Source organism: Rhizohabitans arisaemae (genome assembly GCF_025996515.1).
Taxonomy (GTDB): domain Bacteria; phylum Actinomycetota; class Actinomycetes; order Streptosporangiales; family Streptosporangiaceae; genus Rhizohabitans; species Rhizohabitans arisaemae.
The window spans coordinates 215,913-234,218 of sequence record NZ_BLRH01000014.1; the positions used below are offsets into that span (position 1 = coordinate 215,913).

The window sequence follows — 18,306 nt, forward strand, 5'->3', positions numbered from 1 at the left end:
AGGACTGCACCGTGTACCTCAAGAGTCTCACCCTGCGCGGGTTCAAATCGTTCGCCTCGGCCACCGCCTTGCGGTTCGAGCCGGGGATCACCGCGGTGGTGGGTCCGAACGGCTCGGGCAAGTCCAACGTGGTGGACGCGCTCGCCTGGGTGATGGGTGAGCAGGGCGCCAAATCCCTGCGCGGCGGCAAGATGGAGGACGTCATCTTCGCCGGAACCTCCAGCAGGCCCCCGCTGGGCCGGGCCGAGGTCACCCTCACCATCGACAACTCCGACGGCGCGCTGCCGATCGACTACACCGAGGTCACGATCAGCCGGTTGATGTTCCGGTCGGGTCAGAGCGAGTACTCCATCAACGGGGACTCCTGCCGTCTCCTGGACATCCAGGAACTGCTGTCGGACTCGGGGATCGGCCGGGAGATGCACGTCATCGTGGGTCAGGGGCAGCTCGACACGGTGCTGCACGCCGGGCCGGAGGAGCGCCGCGCCCTCGTGGAGGAGGCCGCGGGGGTGCTCAAGCACCGCAAGCGCAAGGAGAAGGCGCTCCGCAAGCTCGACGCGATGCAGGGCAACCTCAACCGGGTCCAGGACCTCACCGCCGAGCTCCGGCGTCAGCTGAAGCCGCTCGGCCGGCAGGCGGAGATCGCCCGCCGGGCCGCGGTGATCCAGGCCGATCTGCGGGACGCCCGGCTCCGGTTGATCGCCGATGATCTGGTACGGCTGCGCGACGCGATCGAGCGGGAGGCGGCCGACGAGGCGAGCATCCTGGCCAGGCGGAGCGCGGTGGGGCTCGCGCTCGGCGAGGCGCAGGGGGAGGAGGCCGAGCTGGAGGGCGCCGCCGCCCAGGCCCAGCCCCGGCTCGCCGCCGCCCAGGAGACCTTCTTCGGTCTGTCCGAGCTGCGGGAGCGGCTCAAGGCGGTGGCCGGCCTCGCCGCCGAACGCCATCGGCACGCCGTCGACGTCGCCGCGGTGGAGCGCCGGGGCCGCGACCCGGAGGACTACGAGCGGGAGGCCGAGCGGGTCCGCGAGGAGGAGGCAGTGCTCCAGGCCGAGCTGGAGGCCGCCCAGGACATGCTGGAGGAGGCCGTCAACCGCAGAGCCGAGGCCGAGCAGGCCCTGCGGGAGGAGGAGCGGCGGCTCGCCTTCGAGGCCAGGGCCGCCGCCGAGCGCCGGGAGAACCTGGCCAGGCTCCGCGGGCTCCTGGCCGCGGCGCAGAGCCGGTCGGGCGCGGCGGCCGAGGAGATCGGCCGTCTCACGGAGGCGAGGGCCGAGGCCGATCAGCGCGCGGCGCTGGCCCGGGCGGAGTACGAGGCGACGGAGAGCGAGGTGCCCGGCGCCGACCCGGAGATCGGCGCGGCGCTGGCGGCGGCCGAGGCGGCCCTCGCGGGCGCCAGGGCCGTCGTCGAGGAGGCCAAGGCGTCGGTGGGGCCGTACCGCGAGGCCGTGGCCGCCGCCCGCGCGCAGGTCGCGGACGCCCGTACGGCCGACGCGCGGGCCCAGCGGGAGATCGCCGCGCTGGACGCCCGCCGGGAGGCGCTTGAGCTCGCCCTCACCCAGGGCGCGGACGCGGGGGAGCGGCTGCTCACCGCCGACGGCGTGCTGGGCGCGGTCGCCACGGTGACGACGGTGCGGCCCGGTGCCGAGGCGGCGGTCGCCGCGGCTCTCGGCGCGGCGGCCAAGGCCGTCGCGGTGGAGTCGCCGGAGGCGGCGGGGGACATTCTGGAGCTGCTCCGCGCCGAGGACTCGGGCCGGGCCGGGTTGCTGGTCGGCGGTGCCCCGCCGCCCGTCCGGACCGGTGCGCCGGACCCGGACGGGGAGCGGGCGGTCGATCTGCTGAGCGTGCCGGAGACGCTGCGCGCCGCCGTACATCACCTGCTGGACGGGGTCGTCGTCGTGGACGACCTGGCGGCGGCGCGGTCGCTGCTGCGGGCGCGGCCCGAGGCACGCGCGGTGACCCGGGACGGCGATCTGCTCGGGACGCATTGGGCGGAGGGCGGTACCGATCGGGGGCGGAGTCTCCTGCAGGTCCGGGCGGCGCTGGACGAGGCGGCCGACGGGGTCGAGGCGGCCCGGTCGCGCGCGCAGGAGACCGCCGAGACGCTCGCCGCGGCGGTGGAGGAGGAGCGGGAGGCGACCCGCCGGCTGGAGTCGGCCCAGGCCGGGGTGGCCGGCGCCCAGACCGGGGTGGGCGAGGCGCAGGCCGTACTGGACCGGGTGCGGGAACGACGGCGGGAGGCGGACGCCGAGGCCGCGGCGGCGCAGCGCCGGCTCGCCCAGCTGGGGGCGGCGGCGCGGGCCGCGGCGGAGGAGAGCGAGCGGCTGGCCAAGCGGGTCGCGGACGCGACGGGGGCCAGGGAGCGGGACGCGGCCGGGGTGGACGATCTGGCGGAGCGGCTCGCCGAGGCCGAGGAGACACCGGAGTTCGAACCGGACACCACCGAGCGGGACGGGCTGTCGCTGCGGTGCGACACCGTCCGTCAGGTGGAGATGGAGTCGCGGCTGGCGGTCCGGACCGCGGAGGAGCGGGTTCGGGCGATCGACGGCAAGGCCGACGGCCTGCTCCGCGCGGCGCGGCGTGAGCGTGAGGAGCGGGCTCGCGCGGCCGACGAGCGGCGGCGGCTCCGCCGTCAGGCGGCCGTGGCGCAGGCCGTGGTCACGGGGGCGGAGACGGCGTTGCGGGCGCTGGAGTCCTCGCTCGGCGCGGCCGCCGCCGAGCGGGCCGAGGCGGAGCAGGTCCGCCAGACGGTGGACGCGTCGCTGAAGGCGGTCCGGGTCCGGGTTCGGGAGCTCTCCAGTGAACTGGACAAACTCATCCATGTCGCGCACGGCAGCGAGGTCGCCCGCACCGAGCAGCGGCTCAAGATGGAGCAGATGGAGACCAGGGCCATGGAGGAGTTCGGCATCGAGCTTCCCGTGCTGGTGGAGGAGTACGGGCCGGGCGTCCCGGTCCCGGTGCACGAGGGGGACCCGGTCCCCTTCGACCGGGAGGAGCAGACCAGGCGGGCCCGGGCCGCGGAGAAGCAGCTCGCCCAGCTGGGCAAGGTCAACCCGCTCGCCTTGGAGGAGTTCTCCGCGCTGGAGGAGCGGCACGCCTTCCTCACCTCTCAGCTGGAGGACCTGAAGAACACCCGCAGGGACCTGCTGACCGTGGTCAAGGAGGTCGACGACCGGGTCGAGCAGGTCTTCTCCGCCGCCTACGAGGATGTGCGGCGCGAGTTTTCGGAGATCTTCGGCCGGGTCTTCCCCGGCGGGGAGGGCAGGCTGCTCCTCACCGACCCCTCCGACATGCTCACCACCGGGATCGAGGTCGAGGCGCGCCCGCCCGGGAAGAAGGTCAAGCGGCTCTCGCTGCTCTCCGGCGGGGAGCGCTCGCTCACCTCGGTGGCGTTCCTGGTCGCCATCTTCAAGGCCAGACCCTCTCCGTTCTACGTGATGGACGAGGTCGAGGCCGCGCTGGACGACACCAACCTGCAGCGGCTGCTCACCCTCTTCGAGGAGCTGCGGCAGAGCTCCCAGCTCATCGTGATCACCCACCAGAAGCGCACCATGGAGATCGCGGACGCGCTGTACGGCGTGTCCATGCGCGGCGACGGCGTCACCCAGGTGATCAGCCAGCGCCTCCGGAGCTCCGCCTGACCACACCCCGCGTCGCCGTACGGCCGAAGGGCGGCCTATGCGTGCGGCCGTGTCCGGCGGCGGTGCCGGGTAACGTCCTTGGTGCCGGGCCGGAGCCGCCGGACGGCCGTACCGGATGGGGGGATCGTTGGGCTGCCGGGCGTGCGCGTCGACGGGGGACGGCGCGGTGACGCATGAGAACGTCGTCACCTACACCCAGTTCCTCAGCGCGGAGTTGATCGAAGGCATCGTCTACGGGGGCGCGGACGCCGGCGCGGATCCGCGGTGGGCCGAGTCGGGGGCGGTCAGCCGGGAGGAGTACGCCACATGGTGCGGCCACTGCTGTGGCATGGCCTGTCTGCAGATGGTCCTGCACCATCGGGACGGGCGTACCCCGCCGCTTCTGGAGCTGATGCGCGGCTGCCGGTCCTACGGCGGTTATGTGGAGCGGCCGGACGGGGAGATCAAGGGGCTGTACTACGCCCCGTTCGCCGAGTACGTCGGTGAACGGCACGGGCTTGTGGCCGAGGTACGGCCGGAGCTGACCGTCGCGGAGATCGCCGGGCTGCTGGGCGCGGGCCGGTTGGTGATGGCCTCGGTCCACCGGGAGATCCGCAGGCCGGAGCGGGCGGCCCCCGGCAGGGGCGGCCACCTGGTGCTGATCACCGGCTGCGACGGGGAGACGATCTCCTTCCGCAACCCGTCGGGCCACTCCGCGTCGAGCAGGGCGGCCGTGCTGCCGCAAGCCACATTCGCGGCATTTTTCGCAGGTCGTGGGATTTCCCTGGCCCTGTCCTAGACATTCCGGTGATTGGAACGGTGCGGGGATGAGTGAGTTCTCATTACCCCTGCCGGGATCGGGTGTGCTCGCTAGGCTCCTGCCCCATGCGCGACCTCTCCGGCGCACGAGGCGTTCTCTACCTCGTGGTGTGCGCGGCGCCCGCGGCGGCCCGGGTCCATCGGCTGGTGATCGTCGCCCAGCGGGCCGGATGGCGGGTCCTGGTGATCGCGTCGCCGATGGGCGTGCGGTTCCTGGACGTGGCCGAGATCGAGCGGCTCACCGGGGAACCGGTGCGGTACGACTACCGGATGCCCGGCGAGGAGGGCGAGCCCGCGCCCGCCGACGCGGTGGTCGTGGCGCCCGCCACCTTCAACACGGTCAACAAGTGGGCCGCCGGGATCGCCGACACCTTCGCGGTCGGCCTGCTCTGCGAACTGACCGGGGTCGGCCTGCCGATCCTGGCGGTGCCCCTGGTCAAACCGGCCCTCGCCGCCCACGTCGCGTTCGGCCGGAGCCTGCACGCGCTCCGGGGGATGGGGGTCCGGGTGCTCGTCGACCCGGCCGGCCGGATGCCGCCCTGGGAAGAGGTCCTCCGGGAACTCCACCGGGCGATCGACGACCGGGAGGGGCCCGGCGATGGACGCCCGTAAGGAGATCGGCCAGCGGATCGCCCGCGCCAGGCGCCGCCGCGGCTGGTCCCAGCACGTGCTGGCCGGGCTCGTGGGCCGGTCGGAGAGCTGGCTGAGTCAGGTCGAACGCGGGAGGCGGTCGGTGGACAGCCATACCGTGCTCGTCGGCCTCGCCGAACACCTCGGGCTTCCGGTCGAGGAGCTCTCCCTCAGCGGGCCCGCCGACGACCTGCCGAGGTTCGAGCCGGCGATCGGCATCGGCCGGGCGATGATGGGCTACGAGGGGCTGGAGGCGCTGATCGACCCCAGGTACGCCGACGGGTCGACGCCGAGCCTGCGCCGGCTCCGCCACGAACTGCACGCGGTGAACAGGCTCTACCAGTCCACCAAGTACCACGAGGCGGCGCGGCGGCTGCCCGCGTTGATCGTGGCGGCCGAGTTCGCCGCCCGGACCGGGGGGCCCGGCCGGCGCCGGGACGGGCAGACCCTGCGCGCCCTGGTCTACCACGCGACGGCGACGATGCTCTCCCGGGTCGGCGAGTCCAGGCTCGCCTGGACGGCGGGGGATCGGTCGCTGCACGCCGCCGAGGAGGCCGGGCTGCCCATGCTGGCCGCGGTGAGCGCGTACCGCCTGGGGTACGTCTTCATCCGGCTGGGCGAGGCCGACCGGGCCAAGGACATCGTGCTGCGCGCCGCCGAGGCGCTGGAGCGCGGCGTCCGGCGGGCCGGGCCGCGGCGGCTGTCGATGTGGGGAGCCCTGCACCTGGTGGCGGTCACCGCGGCGGCGGCCCGGTTCGACCGCGCGGAGACCGACCGCTTCCTCGGCCGGGCGAGGCAGGCGGCGGAGCGGCTCGGCGCGGACCGCAACGACTTCTGGACCGCCTTCGGCCCGACCAATGTGGAGATCCACCAGGTGTCGGTGTCGGTCGCCTTCGGGGACGCCCGGTACGCCGTCCGCCGGGCGGAGGCGATCGACCTCACCCGGCTCGCCCCCGGCCTGCGCGGCCGCCGCGCCCAGATCCACATCGACCTGGCCCGCGCCTACGCGGTCCAGGGCAAGGACGCGGCCGCGGTGAACATGCTGCTCCAGGCGGAGCGGCTCTCCCCCGAGCTGATCCGGTACGGGGTGAGCACGGGCCGGCTCCTCGCCCAGCTGCTCAAGCGGGAGCATCGGGTCAGCACACCGGAGCTGCGCGCGCTGGCCCACCGGGCCGGCGTGAGCTGACCCGCACTTTTCTGCGGCCTGTTTACCTTCACGATTGTGCGAGCTTCCCGGCGGAGGAGCACCTATTCTCACGGCGATGCGAGGTATCGGCCGCGTACTTGTGCGCTCTCCGTGGACGGTAGTGATCGCGTGAACCCTTCTGCGACGGGCGCGCTCCGGCTCCGGGGCTCGTCCCGCTTCGCCGGGGTCCCGCACTCGGCGGGGTCCGCCCGCGCCTACGCGCGGGACCTGCTGGCGGACGCGGTTCCGGCCACGACGCTGCACGATGTGACGCTTGCGGTGAGCGAGCTGGTGACCAACGCGGTCGTCCACTCCGACTCCGGGCTCCCCGGCGGGTCGGTGACGGTCGTGGTGACGCTCGGCGCGGCGATCCGGGTGGAGGTGACGGACGCGGGATGCGCCGGGCACCGGCCGGAGATCGCCCGGGACGTCGAGCCGGACGCGACGAGCGGCCGGGGTCTCCGGCTGGTTCAGGCCCTCTCCGCGCGCTGGGGGGTGTTCCCGGTGGATTCGGCGGGCCCGCGCACGGTCTGGTGTGAGATCCCGGTCGGGGATCGTCCGGCCTGACGATCTACCACAGTCGTCCGAGTGGTCTGTCCAGAATTAGGCGACAAATCGTGATGGGCCTGAGCTATCCGGGCGGGAATCTCCCCGGTGTCCGGATTCGCTGGCGCGAGCATCCTGGATGACGTGGAAAACTGACTAACCGTGGAAGGTTATCTCTGGCTCATCCTGATCGTCACGCTCGTCGCCGTCCTCGCCGGGGGCTCCCTGCTGCTCCTGAAGCCGGGACGCAAGGCGAAGCCGCCCGTGGCGCCGCCGGAGGAGCGGCCGATCCCCGGCGCGGAGCGACCCGCCGCACGCGGCGCGGGTGAGGAGGGGGACGGCGCGGCCACCGCGACGCTCCCGCGGCCGATCGCACCCGCCGAAGCCAGACCCGAGATAGAGATCCCACCACCGTCCGCCGGCCGGATGGTACGGCTGCGCGCCCGGCTCGCCCGCTCGCAGAGCGCCCTCGGCCGCGGGCTGCTCGACCTGCTCTCCCGGGACGCGCTCGACGACGAGGTCTGGGACGAGATCGAGGACCTGCTCATCACCGCCGACGTCGGGGTGACCCCGACCCAGGCGATGGTCGAGGAGCTGCGCACCCGGGTCAAGGTTCTCGGCACCCGGACGCCGGAGCAGGTCCGCTCCCTCCTCCGCGAGCAGCTGCTCGTCCTGATCGGGGCCGACATGGATCGGACCCTGCACGTGCAGCCGCACGGCGAGCGCCCCGCGGTCGTCCTGGTCGTCGGGGTCAACGGCACCGGAAAGACCACCACCACCGGCAAGCTCGCCCGGGTCCTGGTGGGAGACGGCCGCAAGGTGGTGCTCGGCGCGGCCGACACCTTCCGCGCCGCCGCCGCCGACCAGCTGCAGACCTGGGGCGACCGGGTCGGCGCCGAGGTCGTCCGCGGCCCCGAGGGCGGGGATCCCGCGAGCATCGCCTTCGACGCGGTGAGCAAGGGCATCGCCGGGAAAGCCGACACCGTGATCATCGACACGGCCGGCCGGCTGCACACCAAGACCGGGCTCATGGACGAGCTGGGCAAGGTGAAGCGGGTCGTGGAGAAGAAGGCCACCGTCGACGAGGTCCTGCTCGTCCTGGACGCCACGACCGGTCAGAACGGCCTCACCCAGGCGCGGGTCTTCGCCGAGGTGGTCGACGTGACCGGAATCGCGTTGACCAAGATGGACGGTACGGCCAAGGGCGGGATCGTCATCGCGGTCCAGCGCGAGCTCGGCGTCCCGGTCAAACTGGTCGGCCTCGGCGAAGGACCGGACGACCTGGCCCCGTTCGACCCCGAGGTCTTCGTCGACGCGATCCTCGGCGACTGAGCAATGTTTTCTCAACATTGACCGTGGCGGTTCGTGCCGCGCAAAAACCAGCGCGGCACGAACCGCCACGCGCATTCTCGCGCCGCAAACCACGCGGCGCGAGAAGTGCGGACGTAGCGCCTTAGGCACCTAAGATCCAGCCGTACTTCCAACCCTGACCTGGGAACCCACTGGAAAACCTCGGGCCTACCGGCTGTGGTCTTGCCCGGCTCTCTCTTACGGGTCGGCCATGTGCGCGCTCGAAACGCCCCCGCGTCTGGACTGACGCGGGCGTCGTCGCGCCGGCGGCGACGACTAGGAGGGAAGACGCGGGTTACCGGCGTTTCGAGCCGGCCGAGCGGAGCTCGGCCAAAAGGTACTGGTCCTTGACGGCGACCTTGCCTAACACGGTCCCCACGTGCGTTGTTGTCACCCCGACCGTGCTTACGGCTGGGCGCCCCTCGATTCCCGGCTCCGGATGAGCGGTCGGTCAGGTGGTCCGCGAACAACCTTGGACGCCATCTGATGCGGCGCTTGGCCGCTGATGCCGTACACGCATCGAGTCTTGCCGTAAGCCGGGTGCTCGCTTGGCGGGGCGGAAACATCGGTGAAACACGGGGCACCGGAGTTTCACCGCGGCGAAACATGACGGGACGGGAGCGGAAACGCTCGCGGCGCACGCTGAGGCCAAGCGCCGCGAAGACCCCTTGTCCGGGCCGCCGGCGCGTACGGAACCGCCCAGACGAAGGGAGGGTCGCGTCGAATGAAGATCGATGGCGGCTCCACTGCCTGGATGCTCGTGAGCGCCGCGCTCGTGCTCCTGATGACTCCGGGACTCGCGTTCTTCTACGGAGGGATGACGAGGGCCAAGAGCGTACTCAACATGATGCTGATGAGTTTCGCCGGTATTGCCGTGGTCAGCGTGCTCTGGGTGCTCTACGGGCACTCCCTGGCGTTCGGCACGTCGGGCAGTGACTTTCTCAACAATTTCATCGGCGGCTTCGATCAGCTCGGCCTGAACGGTCTGCTGGAGACCGCCACCAAGGAAGACGGCACGGGCGTTCCCAGCCTGCTCTTCTCCGTCTTCCAGATGATGTTCGCCGTGATCACCGTCGCCCTGATCAGCGGCGCCATCGCGGATCGGGCCAAGTTCGGCGCCTGGGTGGTGTTCTCGGCGGTCTGGGTGACGGTCGTGTACCTCCCGGTCGCGCACTGGGTGTGGGGCGGCGGCTGGCTGATGAAGCTCGGCGTGGAGGACTTCGCCGGGGGGACCGCCGTCCACATCAACGCGGGCGCCGCCGCCCTCGCGCTGGCCCTGGTGCTCGGGCGGCGCAAGGGCTGGCGCAAGGAGCCGATGCGCCCGCACAGCCTGCCGCTGGTCCTCCTCGGCGCGGGCCTGCTCTGGTTCGGCTGGTTCGGGTTCAACGCGGGATCCCAGCTCGCCGCGGACGGGGTCGCGGCGCTCGCCTTCGTCAACACCCAGGTGGCCGCGGCGGCTGCGGCCGGCGCCTGGATCGTGGTGGAGAAGCTGCGGGACGGCCACTCCACCACGCTCGGCGTCGCCTCCGGCGCGGTGGCCGGCCTGGTGGCGATCACTCCGGCCTGCGCCTTCGTCACCCCGGTGTGGGCGATCGTGATCGGCGTGCTCGCCGGGGTGCTCTGCGCCCTCGCGGTCGGCCTGAAGTACCGGTTCGGCTTCGACGACTCGCTCGACGTGGTCGGCGTCCACCTCGTCGGCGGGCTGGTCGGGGCGGTCCTCATCGGGTTCGCCGGCTTCACCGCCTACACGGAGGCGAGCGACCCCGGCCTGTTCTACGGGGGCGGCCTGGCCCAGCTGGGCAAGCAGGTGCTGGGCGCCGTGGCGGTGCTGGTCTTCTCGTTCGTCGTGACGTACGGCATCGGCAAGGCCGTCGACAAGCTCATGGGCTTCCGGATCGCCTCCGACGACGAGGTCGCCGGGATCGACATCACCCAGCACGCGGAGACCGGTTACGACCTCGGCTCGATTCACGCCTCCGGCGTCGTCTCGGCCAACGGGTCCACGGCCACCGTGACGACGAAGAAGGTGGAGGCATGAGACTCATCACCGCCGTGATCAAGCCCTTCAAGCTCGACGAGGTCAAGGCCGCGCTGGAGGCGTTCGGCGTCACCGGCATGACGGTCAGCGAGGCGAGCGGGTACGGGCGTCAGCGCGGGCACACCGAGGTGTACCGGGGCGCCGAGTACCGGGTGGACCTGGTCCCCAAAGTGCGCGTCGAGATCCTCGCGGAGGAGGACGACGCCGAGGACGTGATCGACGTCATCGTCAAGGCCGCGCAGACCGGAAAGATCGGAGACGGCAAGGTCTGGTCGGTCCCGGTGGACACCGTGATCAGGGTCCGTACCGGGGAACGCGGACCCGAGGCGCTGTAGCCGATGAGGGGGTACGCGGAGGTCCGCCGGGAACGCACCGCTGAGGTGGACCGCTGGCTGACCGGACTGGTCCGTACGGCGTGCGCGGCCCCCCACCCGGCCGGGGCGCCGGCCCGGCCGGCGGGTGTCGCGCTGCTGGCGGTCGGCAGCCACGGCCGGGGGGAGCCCGCGCCGGGCAGCGACCTCGACCTGGTGCTGCTCCACGCGGGCCGGGCGGACATCGCGGCCGTCGCGGACCGGCTGTGGTACCCCGTCTGGGACTCGGGGGTCGGCCTGGACCATTCGGTCCGTACCGCCGACGAGGTCGTCAAGGTCGCCCGGGAGGACCTGAAGGCGATGCTCGGGCTGATCCAGGCGCGGCATGTGGCCGGTGACGCGGAGCTGACCAAGTCCGTACGGGAGGTCGTGCTCGCCCACTGGCGGGCCGACGCCCAGCACCGGCTCGCCGAGCTCAGGGAGCTCTCCGCCCGGCGCGCGGAGTCGTCCGGGGAGCTGGCGTTCCTCCTCGAACCCGATCTCCGGGACGCCCGGGGCGGATTGCGGGACTTCCAGGCGATGCAGGCGGTGGCCGCGGCCTGGGTGGCCTCCGGGGCCGGTCCCCGGGTACGGGAGGCCCACGAGTTCGTCCTCGACGTACGGCACGCGCTGCACACGGTGACCGCGCGCCGCGGCGACCGGCTCGTGCTGCAGGAGCAGGACGCGGTCGCCGGTGAACTCGGGTTCCTGGACGCCGAGACGCTCATGCGCCGGGTCGCCGAGGCGGGCCGGACCGTCGCGCACGCCCTGGACACCACCTGGCGCACGGTGGAGCGGCTGCGCACGGGGTCGGTCCGGCGGGGGAGGCGGCCGCTCGCCGACGGGGTGGTGGAGCAGGGCGGGGAGGTGGTGCTGGCCCGGGGCTGCGACCCCGCCGCGGACCCGGTCCTGGTGCTTCGGGCGGCGCTCGCCTCCGCGACGAGCGGGCTTCCGCTCGCCCCTGCGACGCTGTCCACGCTCGCGGCGCGGTCGGCGCCGATGCCCGTGCCCTGGCCGGATCGGGCCAGGGACACCCTCGTCGCGCTGCTGGGCGCGGGCCGCGCGGCGGTGCCGGTCTGGGAGGAGCTCGACCAGGCCGGGATCCTGGTGCGGCTCCTCCCGGACTGGGAACGGGTCAGGCACCGCCCGCAGCGCAATCCGGTCCACCGTTTCACCGTGGACCGGCATCTCATCGAGACCGTGGCGGGCGCCGCGTCCTTCACCCGTGACGTGGCCCGGCCGGATCTGCTGCTCGTCTCGGCGCTCCTGCACGACGTGGGAAAGGGCTGGCCCGGCGACCACTGTGTGACGGGGGCGCGGATCGCGGGCGACGTCGCGACCCGCCTGGGGTTCTCCCCGGCCGACGCCGAGGTGGTCGCCGCCGTGGTCCGGCATCATCTGCTTCTGCCGGAGACGGCGACGCGCCGCGACCTGTCCGATCCGGTGACGGTGGAGAAGGTCACCTCGACGGTCGGCACGCGGCAGGTGCTCGATCTGCTCGCGGCGCTGGCCGTGGCGGACGGGCAGGCGACGGGCCCGGCCGCGTGGAACAGCTGGAAGGCGGGGCTCGTGGCGGAGCTGGTACGGCGGTCGCGCTCGGTGCTGGCGGGCTCGCCGATCCCCCAGCCGCCGCCGCTCACCCCGGAGCAGGCCGCGCTCGCCCGGCACGGCGGCGGCCGGGTCCGGGTGAGCGGGGACGCGGTGACGGTGGTCGCGCCGGACCGGCCCGGCCTGCTGTGGAGCGTCGCGGGCGTGCTCGCCTCGCATCGGCTGGTGGTGCGCTCGGCCTCGGCGGCGTCGGCGGGGGGGACCACGGTGATCGAGTTCGCGGTGACCCCCGAGTTCGGCGGCCCGCCCGATCCGGCGACGCTCGAGGCCGACCTGCGCCGGGTGCTCGCCGGGCGACTTGACATCGGGGAGCGACTCGCTCGACGGTCTCGGTCAATGCGTCCCGCCCGCATCCCTGTGGCGCCTCCGCGGGTTACGCTGATTGACGACGCCTCGCAGACCGCGACCGTGGTGGAGGTCCGGGTGCACGACCGGCCCGGGCTGTTGTGGCGTATAGGGAGGGCATTCGGCGAGTCCGGCCTCGACGTGAGGGCGGCTCGGGTGGAGACATTGGGCGCGGAGGCCGTGGACGTCTTCTATGTGGTGGATCGTTCCGGTTTGAAACTCACCGATCCCAGGCAGCGGGATCAGGTACGGGAGCGGGTGCTTGAGGCCCTGCAGAGCTAGGTTTCGGCATGCCGAAATGTACTAATTTATCCTAGTTTTGTAGCAAAAAAGCAATCTGCTTATCTTGTACCGACATGGTCGGTTATGTTGAAATGTGGCACGCCCATAGGCCACGTACGCAACAAATGCCCCCAGCTTCGCGTGCCGTGATCCAAGAGCGTCCGGTGAGAGGTTGCGGACTCCTGTGAACGAACGCTTTCGCGCCCGATTGGCGGTACGGCATTGGCGGGTGCGATCCCGCATGATCGCGTTGATTCTCGCACCGACTCTCATCGCCGTGGTCCTGGGCGGATTACGCGTTCTCACCTCCGTCAGCAGCGCCGCCGAATTTCAACGGGTATGGTCCACCTCCACCCTGGTGCGCACTATGACCGACCTCGCCCATGAGCTGGAGCTGGAGCGGGATCTGTCGATCGGCTACGTGGCCGCGGGCCGTCCGGCCCGTGGTTTCGGCTCGGTCGGCCTGCAGCAGGCCCGGGTCGACGAGGTCGCGCTGCGGATACGCGCCGAGATCGCGGGTGTGGAGGGGGAGCGGCTGCAACCTCGGGCGGGGAAGGTGCGGGACCGGCTCGACCGGCTGCTCTCCCTGCGCAAAGAGGTCTTCGAGGGAGGGTTGGTCCCCTCGGCCATCGGCGACCGGTACGCCGTGGCGATCAACGATGTGCTCGCGCTGCACGGTGAGGCCGGCCAGGGCAGCACCGACGGTCTCATCGTTGCCGGTGCCAGGGCTCTGCGCGCGCTCGCCGTCGCCAAGTCGGAGCTGTCGAAACAGCGGGGAATTCTCACCTTCTCCCTGCATGCGGGACGCTTTGTCCCTGAAGCCTGGAAGAACTTCAACAGCGCTCGAGTGCGACACGAGAGTGAAATCGATACTTTTTATGCTGAAACACCCAATAATATCAGAGAACTCTATATTAAAACAGTAAACGGGACAAAAGTTAATTTAGTGGCGATTTACTCGGCTTGGGCGGTGGAGCTCGGCGGACGGAATCTTGCCCTGCTCAGCACAACGCCGGCTCGCCGGCAAAACGCCGACCGGTGGTTCGACGCCGCCTCGGACACGATCAACCGGATCCGGGTGGTGGAAAAGGAACTGGCGGACTCGCTCGTCTCCCGGAGCCAGCGCCTCCAGGAAGCCGAGCAGCGCGACGCCTGGCTCACCGCCGGACTCATCCTCGCCCTCCTCATCCTCGTCCTGCTGGTCACCCTCGCGATGGCCCAGACACTGGTCGGCCCGCTCCGGCGGCTCCGGACCGAGGCCTTGGCGATCGCCGGGGCGCGCCTGCCCGAGATGGTGCAGACCCTGCGCGAGTCCGGCGACACCGTCGTCGCACCCAAGGTGCGCCCGATCGGCGTCGACAACCGCGACGAGATCGGCGAGGTCGCCCGGGCCTTCGACGAGGTGCACCGCGAAGCCGTACGGCTCGCCGCCGACGAGGCCAAACTGCGCGGCAACGTCAACGCCATGTTCGTCAACCTCTCCCGGCGGTCCCAGACCCTGGTGGAGCGTCAGATCGACCTCATCGACGACCTGGAGCAGGGCGAACAGGACGACGCCCGTCTCGCCAACCTCTTCAAACTCGACCACCTCGCGACACGTATGCGGCGAAACAGCGAGAACCTCCTGGTCCTCGCCGGTCAGGAGGCGTCCCGGCGATGGAGTGGCCCGGTCGAACTGGTCGACGTGGTGCGGGCCTCGCTGGCCGAGATCGAGAACTACGAACGGGTGGCCCTGCGCATCCGGCCGGACGTCGCCGTCGTCGGGCAGGCCGTCAACGACGTCATCCACCTCTTCGCCGAACTGGTGGAGAACGCGATCTACTTCTCGTCCAAGGACACCGAGGTCGAGGTGGGGAGCAACACCATCGAGAGCGGCGGGGTCGCCCTCACGGTCGACGACCTCGGGATCGGCATGAGCGCCGAGGAACTCGCCGACGCCAACCGCCGACTGGCCGACCCGCCCGTCGTGGACGTCTCGGTGTCGCGGCGAATGGGGCTGTTCGTGGTCGGCCGGCTGGCGATGCGGCACGGCATCGGGGTCCGGCTGCAACGGCGCGGAGACGGGAACGGCCTGCGGGCCGTCGTCCTGCTGCCGCCGACGCTGATCACCCGGTCCGATTCCGTCTTTCCCGCCGACGCCGGCTGGCATCCGGGTGCGGTTGAGATCAACAGCCCCTGGCCGGACGTGGCGCCGCCGGTGTCGGTGCACTACGGGGCGCCCCCCGCGTTCTCCGGGTTCCGGCACAACGGAGTACGGGATCCGCTGGGGCCGGTCCGGCCCGAGAGTCCCCGGCACGCGTCGGCGTGGCCCTCCGCCGACTCCGCGCCCGGATCCACCACCGGCCCGGTGTCCTGGCCGTCCTCCCACGTCTCCGACACCGGCCCCATCCGTACCGGAACAGGCCCGATCCCGTGGCAGCGCGCGGAAGACGACAACGGTCCGATCCCCGACTTCCGCTCCGGGCCACTCGGACCGGAGGAGTTTCTTCCGATCTTCGCGGCGCTGGAGTCCGACTGGTTTCAGCGGGCGGACGAACCCGCCGCCCCGCCGGACCCGCCGGTCGAAGAGGACCTGTCCGCCAAGCCCGCCCCGGGGCCGGCCGAGCCCGTGCCCGAGCCGCCCGGGCCGGAGAAGGAACCGGCCTGGCGTTCCCCGGGCGACGCCGGCTGGGCCGCCGCGACCGCGGCCGTACAGGACACGGCCTTCGGCGGGCTCACCGCCGCCGGCCTGCCACGCCGGGTACCCAGAGCCAACCTCGTGCCCGGGGCCGCGCCCGAGCCGGGCCAGGCTCCGCCCGTACTCTCCCCTGAACAGGCACGTTCCCGGCTTTCCGGCTTGCAGCGAGGGGTACTTCGAGGCCGGGCCGAGATTCGCGGCTGGTCGTCACCGTCGTCCGAGGGAGGGGCTCATGGGCGGGCAGAGTAGCGCCAAGGGGTGGCTGTGGTAGGACACACCTGGCCGGAGGGGAGCGGCGCGCCGCCGCCCGGTGAACCCCCCGGCAAAATGCGGACCGGTCGAGATCGGGTGGTACGGCCCTACGCCGTCACCCGAGGCCGGACCAAAGGCCGACGCAGGCTCGAACTGGAGGCGCTCGTCTCCTCGGTGGCACCGGGCGGCAAGCAGCAGCGGGTTCTCACCCCCGAGTACCAGGCGATCGTCACGCTCTGCCGGAGCGTCCGGTCGGTGGCCGAGATCTCCGCCCTGATCAGGATGCCGCTCGGCGTGGTTCGGGTGCTCGTCGGAGACATGGCTGACGAAGGCCTGGTCAAGGTACACGAGCCGGCACTGGCCGAAGGCCCCTCCGAACTCAACCTCCTGGAAAGGGTCCTCAGCGGCCTCCGCCGCCTCTGACCGCGGGGCTCCCAGGTCCGTGGTGGTGGGTACGGCTGGATGCCGGGTGCCCGAGGCGTCGCGTCCGCACGTCCCGTGCCGCGCTCTCGGCGGGAAGGCGCGTGGCGGTTCATACCGTGTGAACCGCCACGGTCAAGGTCGGAGAAGACTGTTCTTGCAGGCCGCATCGTTCCTGGCGGGGTACCGCACGTCCAAGGTTGTCGTCACCCGGACGATTCCTCCCTGAGGAGCACTCACCGGGATAGATGAGAGCTTATGATAAACCGAGCAGTCGGTTTATTTTTGCGCTCGCCGTATCGGAGGTCATCTTGATCCGAACCCTCGACCCTGAGAAACACGCCGCCAAACGGCGCCGGATTCTGGTGGCGGCCGGTGAGTGCTTCGCCGAGAAGGGGTTCCACGCGACCCGGACCGCGGACATCTGCGCCAAAGCGGGGATCAGCTCGGGGAGTCTGTTCCACTACTTCCCCAGCAAGCACGCCGTCGTCGTCGCGCTCCTGGAGCAGGAGGGCCGAGAGACCGCGGAGGAGTTCGCCCGGCTGGCCGAGCTGGAGGACCCGCTGGAGGCACTGCTTCTCCTGCTCGACCACATCGTCGCACTGGCGGCCGACCCCGAGTACGCCGCCCTCGCCCTGGAGATCTCCGCCCAGGCCAACCGGGACGAGCCCATCGCCGACCTGGTCCGGAGGAACGATCGGGAGCTGCGGGAGAGCCTCGCCGGACTGGTGACCCGAATCCTGGCGCGCGGGCAGGTCGACCCCGGCCTCGATCCGGCGACCGTCGCCACCTGGCTCGCCGCCCTGATCGACGGGCTGTTCGCACGGGTCGCGGCGGATCCCGGGTTCCTCCCCCTGACGCATGGGCCGGTGCTCCGGACGCTGGTCACCCGATTTCTGCGCCCGGTCGGCACCGGGAACCCCGGGGGAGGGCGCGGGTGAGCGCCGTCGGCAGGGGTCTGGCCGCGGCGCCGGTCGCGGAGCGGAGGCTCGCCGATGTCGACGCGCTCCGCGGGCTGGCGCTCTTCGGCATCCTCATGGTGAACGTCTGGGCGTTCTCCTCCGGCTACTACGGCCTCGGCGTGATCGATCCCGCTTCCGGCTCTCCCCTCGACCAGGGGGTGCGCTGGATTGTCTCGATGTTCTTCGAGACCAAGTTCTACCTGCTCTTCTCTTTCCTGTTCGGATACAGCTTCACTTTGCAGATGGCGTCCGCGGAACGGGCGGGCGCGGGGTTCCTGCCCCGGATGCTGCGCCGGCAGACCGGGCTGCTGGCCATCGGGGTCGCCCACGGCGCTCTGTTCTTCCACGGGGACATCCTCGGCGTCTACGCGCTGCTCGGCCTGGCGTTGCTCTGCCTGCGGGGCGTTTCGGCGCGGGCCGCGGTGCGGACCGCCGTGGTCGTGATCGCCGTCGCCGGGGCGCTGTGGTGTCTGTTCGGTCTGGCGGTGCTGGTGGAACCCCAGGTCCAGGACGCGGCCGCACTGCACGCCGAGGCCGCCCGGATCGAGGCGGCTTACGACGGGACGGCCCTCGGCGTGCTCGCGGAGCACGCCGGCCGGCTGCCGGGGACCTTCGCCCTTCTTCTCCTCCTCCAGGGTCCGAGTGTTCTCGCCATGTTCCTGCTCGGCCTCGCCGCGGGGAGGCGACGGGTTTTCGCGGACTTCGACGCGCACCGTGCACTCTTCCGCCGTCTCCTTGTCCTCGGGCTGCCGATCGGGCTGGCGGGCGCCCTGGTCTACTCGTTCCTCGCGGTCTTCCGTCCGGGGAGCGCCGCCGAGGTCCTGGGCTTTGGGATCGGCGTTCTCTCGGCACCGCTGCTGACCGGCGCGTACGTCGCCACGGCAGTGATCTTCTTCCGGACCGGGGCAGGTGCGGCGGTGGCCCGGGCGCTGGCCGACGCGGGCCGGATCGCGCTCTCCAACTATCTGCTTCAGTCCGTGGTTCTCGGCGTCCTCTTCACTGCGTACGGGTTCAGGCTCAGCGGGGACCTGCCACCCCTGATGGTTCTGCTCACCGTGTCGGCCGTCTTCGCCGGGCAGCTTGTGGTCAGCGCGTGGTGGCTGCGGCGCCACGTCTACGGCCCCGGTGAGTGGCTGCTTCGCGCGATCACCGTCGCCTCCCGCCCTCCCTGGCGCAGGTCGTGACGGAGCGGAGGCGATTCCGCGGCCGCCCGGCGCCTCCGCTTCA

13 protein-coding genes are annotated in these 18,306 nt (G+C 71.7%); all 13 read left to right on the forward strand.

Annotated elements, in window-relative coordinates; translation table 11 throughout:
* Positions 1-11: 11 nt before the first annotated feature.
* Complete coding sequence (gene smc / locus RUR_RS07575) at positions 12-3,635, forward strand: chromosome segregation protein SMC (RefSeq protein WP_283134194.1); 3,624 nt, start codon at positions 12-14, stop codon at positions 3,633-3,635.
* A gap of 166 nt (positions 3,636-3,801) precedes the next feature.
* Positions 3,802-4,413 (forward strand): cysteine peptidase family C39 domain-containing protein, encoded by a 612-nt coding sequence (locus RUR_RS07580; protein WP_283134195.1) that lies wholly within the window; start codon positions 3,802-3,804, stop codon positions 4,411-4,413.
* Between the two features lie 86 nt (positions 4,414-4,499).
* Positions 4,500-5,045 (forward strand): flavoprotein, encoded by a 546-nt coding sequence (locus RUR_RS07585; RefSeq protein WP_283134196.1) that lies wholly within the window; start codon positions 4,500-4,502, stop codon positions 5,043-5,045.
* Complete coding sequence (locus RUR_RS07590) at positions 5,032-6,249, forward strand: helix-turn-helix domain-containing protein (protein WP_283134197.1); 1,218 nt, start codon at positions 5,032-5,034, stop codon at positions 6,247-6,249. The genes RUR_RS07585 and RUR_RS07590 overlap by 14 nt, the downstream gene beginning before the upstream one ends.
* Before the next feature lie 129 nt (positions 6,250-6,378).
* Positions 6,379-6,816: an ATP-binding protein gene (locus RUR_RS07595; protein WP_283134198.1), complete on the forward strand. Its 438-nt coding sequence runs from the start codon at positions 6,379-6,381 to the stop codon at positions 6,814-6,816.
* Between the two features lie 141 nt (positions 6,817-6,957).
* Positions 6,958-8,127, forward strand: a complete 1,170-nt coding sequence (gene ftsY, locus RUR_RS07600) for a signal recognition particle-docking protein FtsY (RefSeq protein ID WP_283134199.1) — start codon at positions 6,958-6,960, stop codon at positions 8,125-8,127.
* 742 nt (positions 8,128-8,869) lie between these two features.
* Positions 8,870-10,183 (forward strand): ammonium transporter, encoded by a 1,314-nt coding sequence (locus RUR_RS07605; RefSeq protein WP_283134200.1) that lies wholly within the window; start codon positions 8,870-8,872, stop codon positions 10,181-10,183.
* Positions 10,180-10,518, forward strand: coding sequence for a P-II family nitrogen regulator (locus RUR_RS07610; RefSeq protein WP_283134201.1), 339 nt, complete (start codon positions 10,180-10,182; stop codon positions 10,516-10,518). Before RUR_RS07605 ends, RUR_RS07610 begins: the two co-directional genes overlap by 4 nt.
* A gap of 3 nt (positions 10,519-10,521) precedes the next feature.
* Positions 10,522-12,768, forward strand: coding sequence for a [protein-PII] uridylyltransferase (locus RUR_RS07615; protein ID WP_283134202.1), 2,247 nt, complete (start codon positions 10,522-10,524; stop codon positions 12,766-12,768).
* A gap of 241 nt (positions 12,769-13,009) precedes the next feature.
* On the forward strand, positions 13,010-15,694 hold the full coding sequence (locus RUR_RS07620) for a sensor histidine kinase (protein ID WP_283134203.1): 2,685 nt from the start codon (positions 13,010-13,012) through the stop codon (positions 15,692-15,694).
* 15 nt (positions 15,695-15,709) lie between these two features.
* Positions 15,710-16,120, forward strand: coding sequence for a DUF742 domain-containing protein (locus tag RUR_RS07625; protein WP_346349024.1), 411 nt, complete (start codon positions 15,710-15,712; stop codon positions 16,118-16,120).
* A gap of 308 nt (positions 16,121-16,428) precedes the next feature.
* Positions 16,429-17,058, forward strand: coding sequence for a TetR/AcrR family transcriptional regulator (locus tag RUR_RS07630; RefSeq protein WP_283134204.1), 630 nt, complete (start codon positions 16,429-16,431; stop codon positions 17,056-17,058).
* Positions 17,055-18,263 (forward strand): DUF418 domain-containing protein, encoded by a 1,209-nt coding sequence (locus tag RUR_RS07635; protein WP_283134205.1) that lies wholly within the window; start codon positions 17,055-17,057, stop codon positions 18,261-18,263. The genes RUR_RS07630 and RUR_RS07635 overlap by 4 nt, the downstream gene beginning before the upstream one ends.
* The last annotated feature ends 43 nt before the right edge of the window (positions 18,264-18,306 follow it).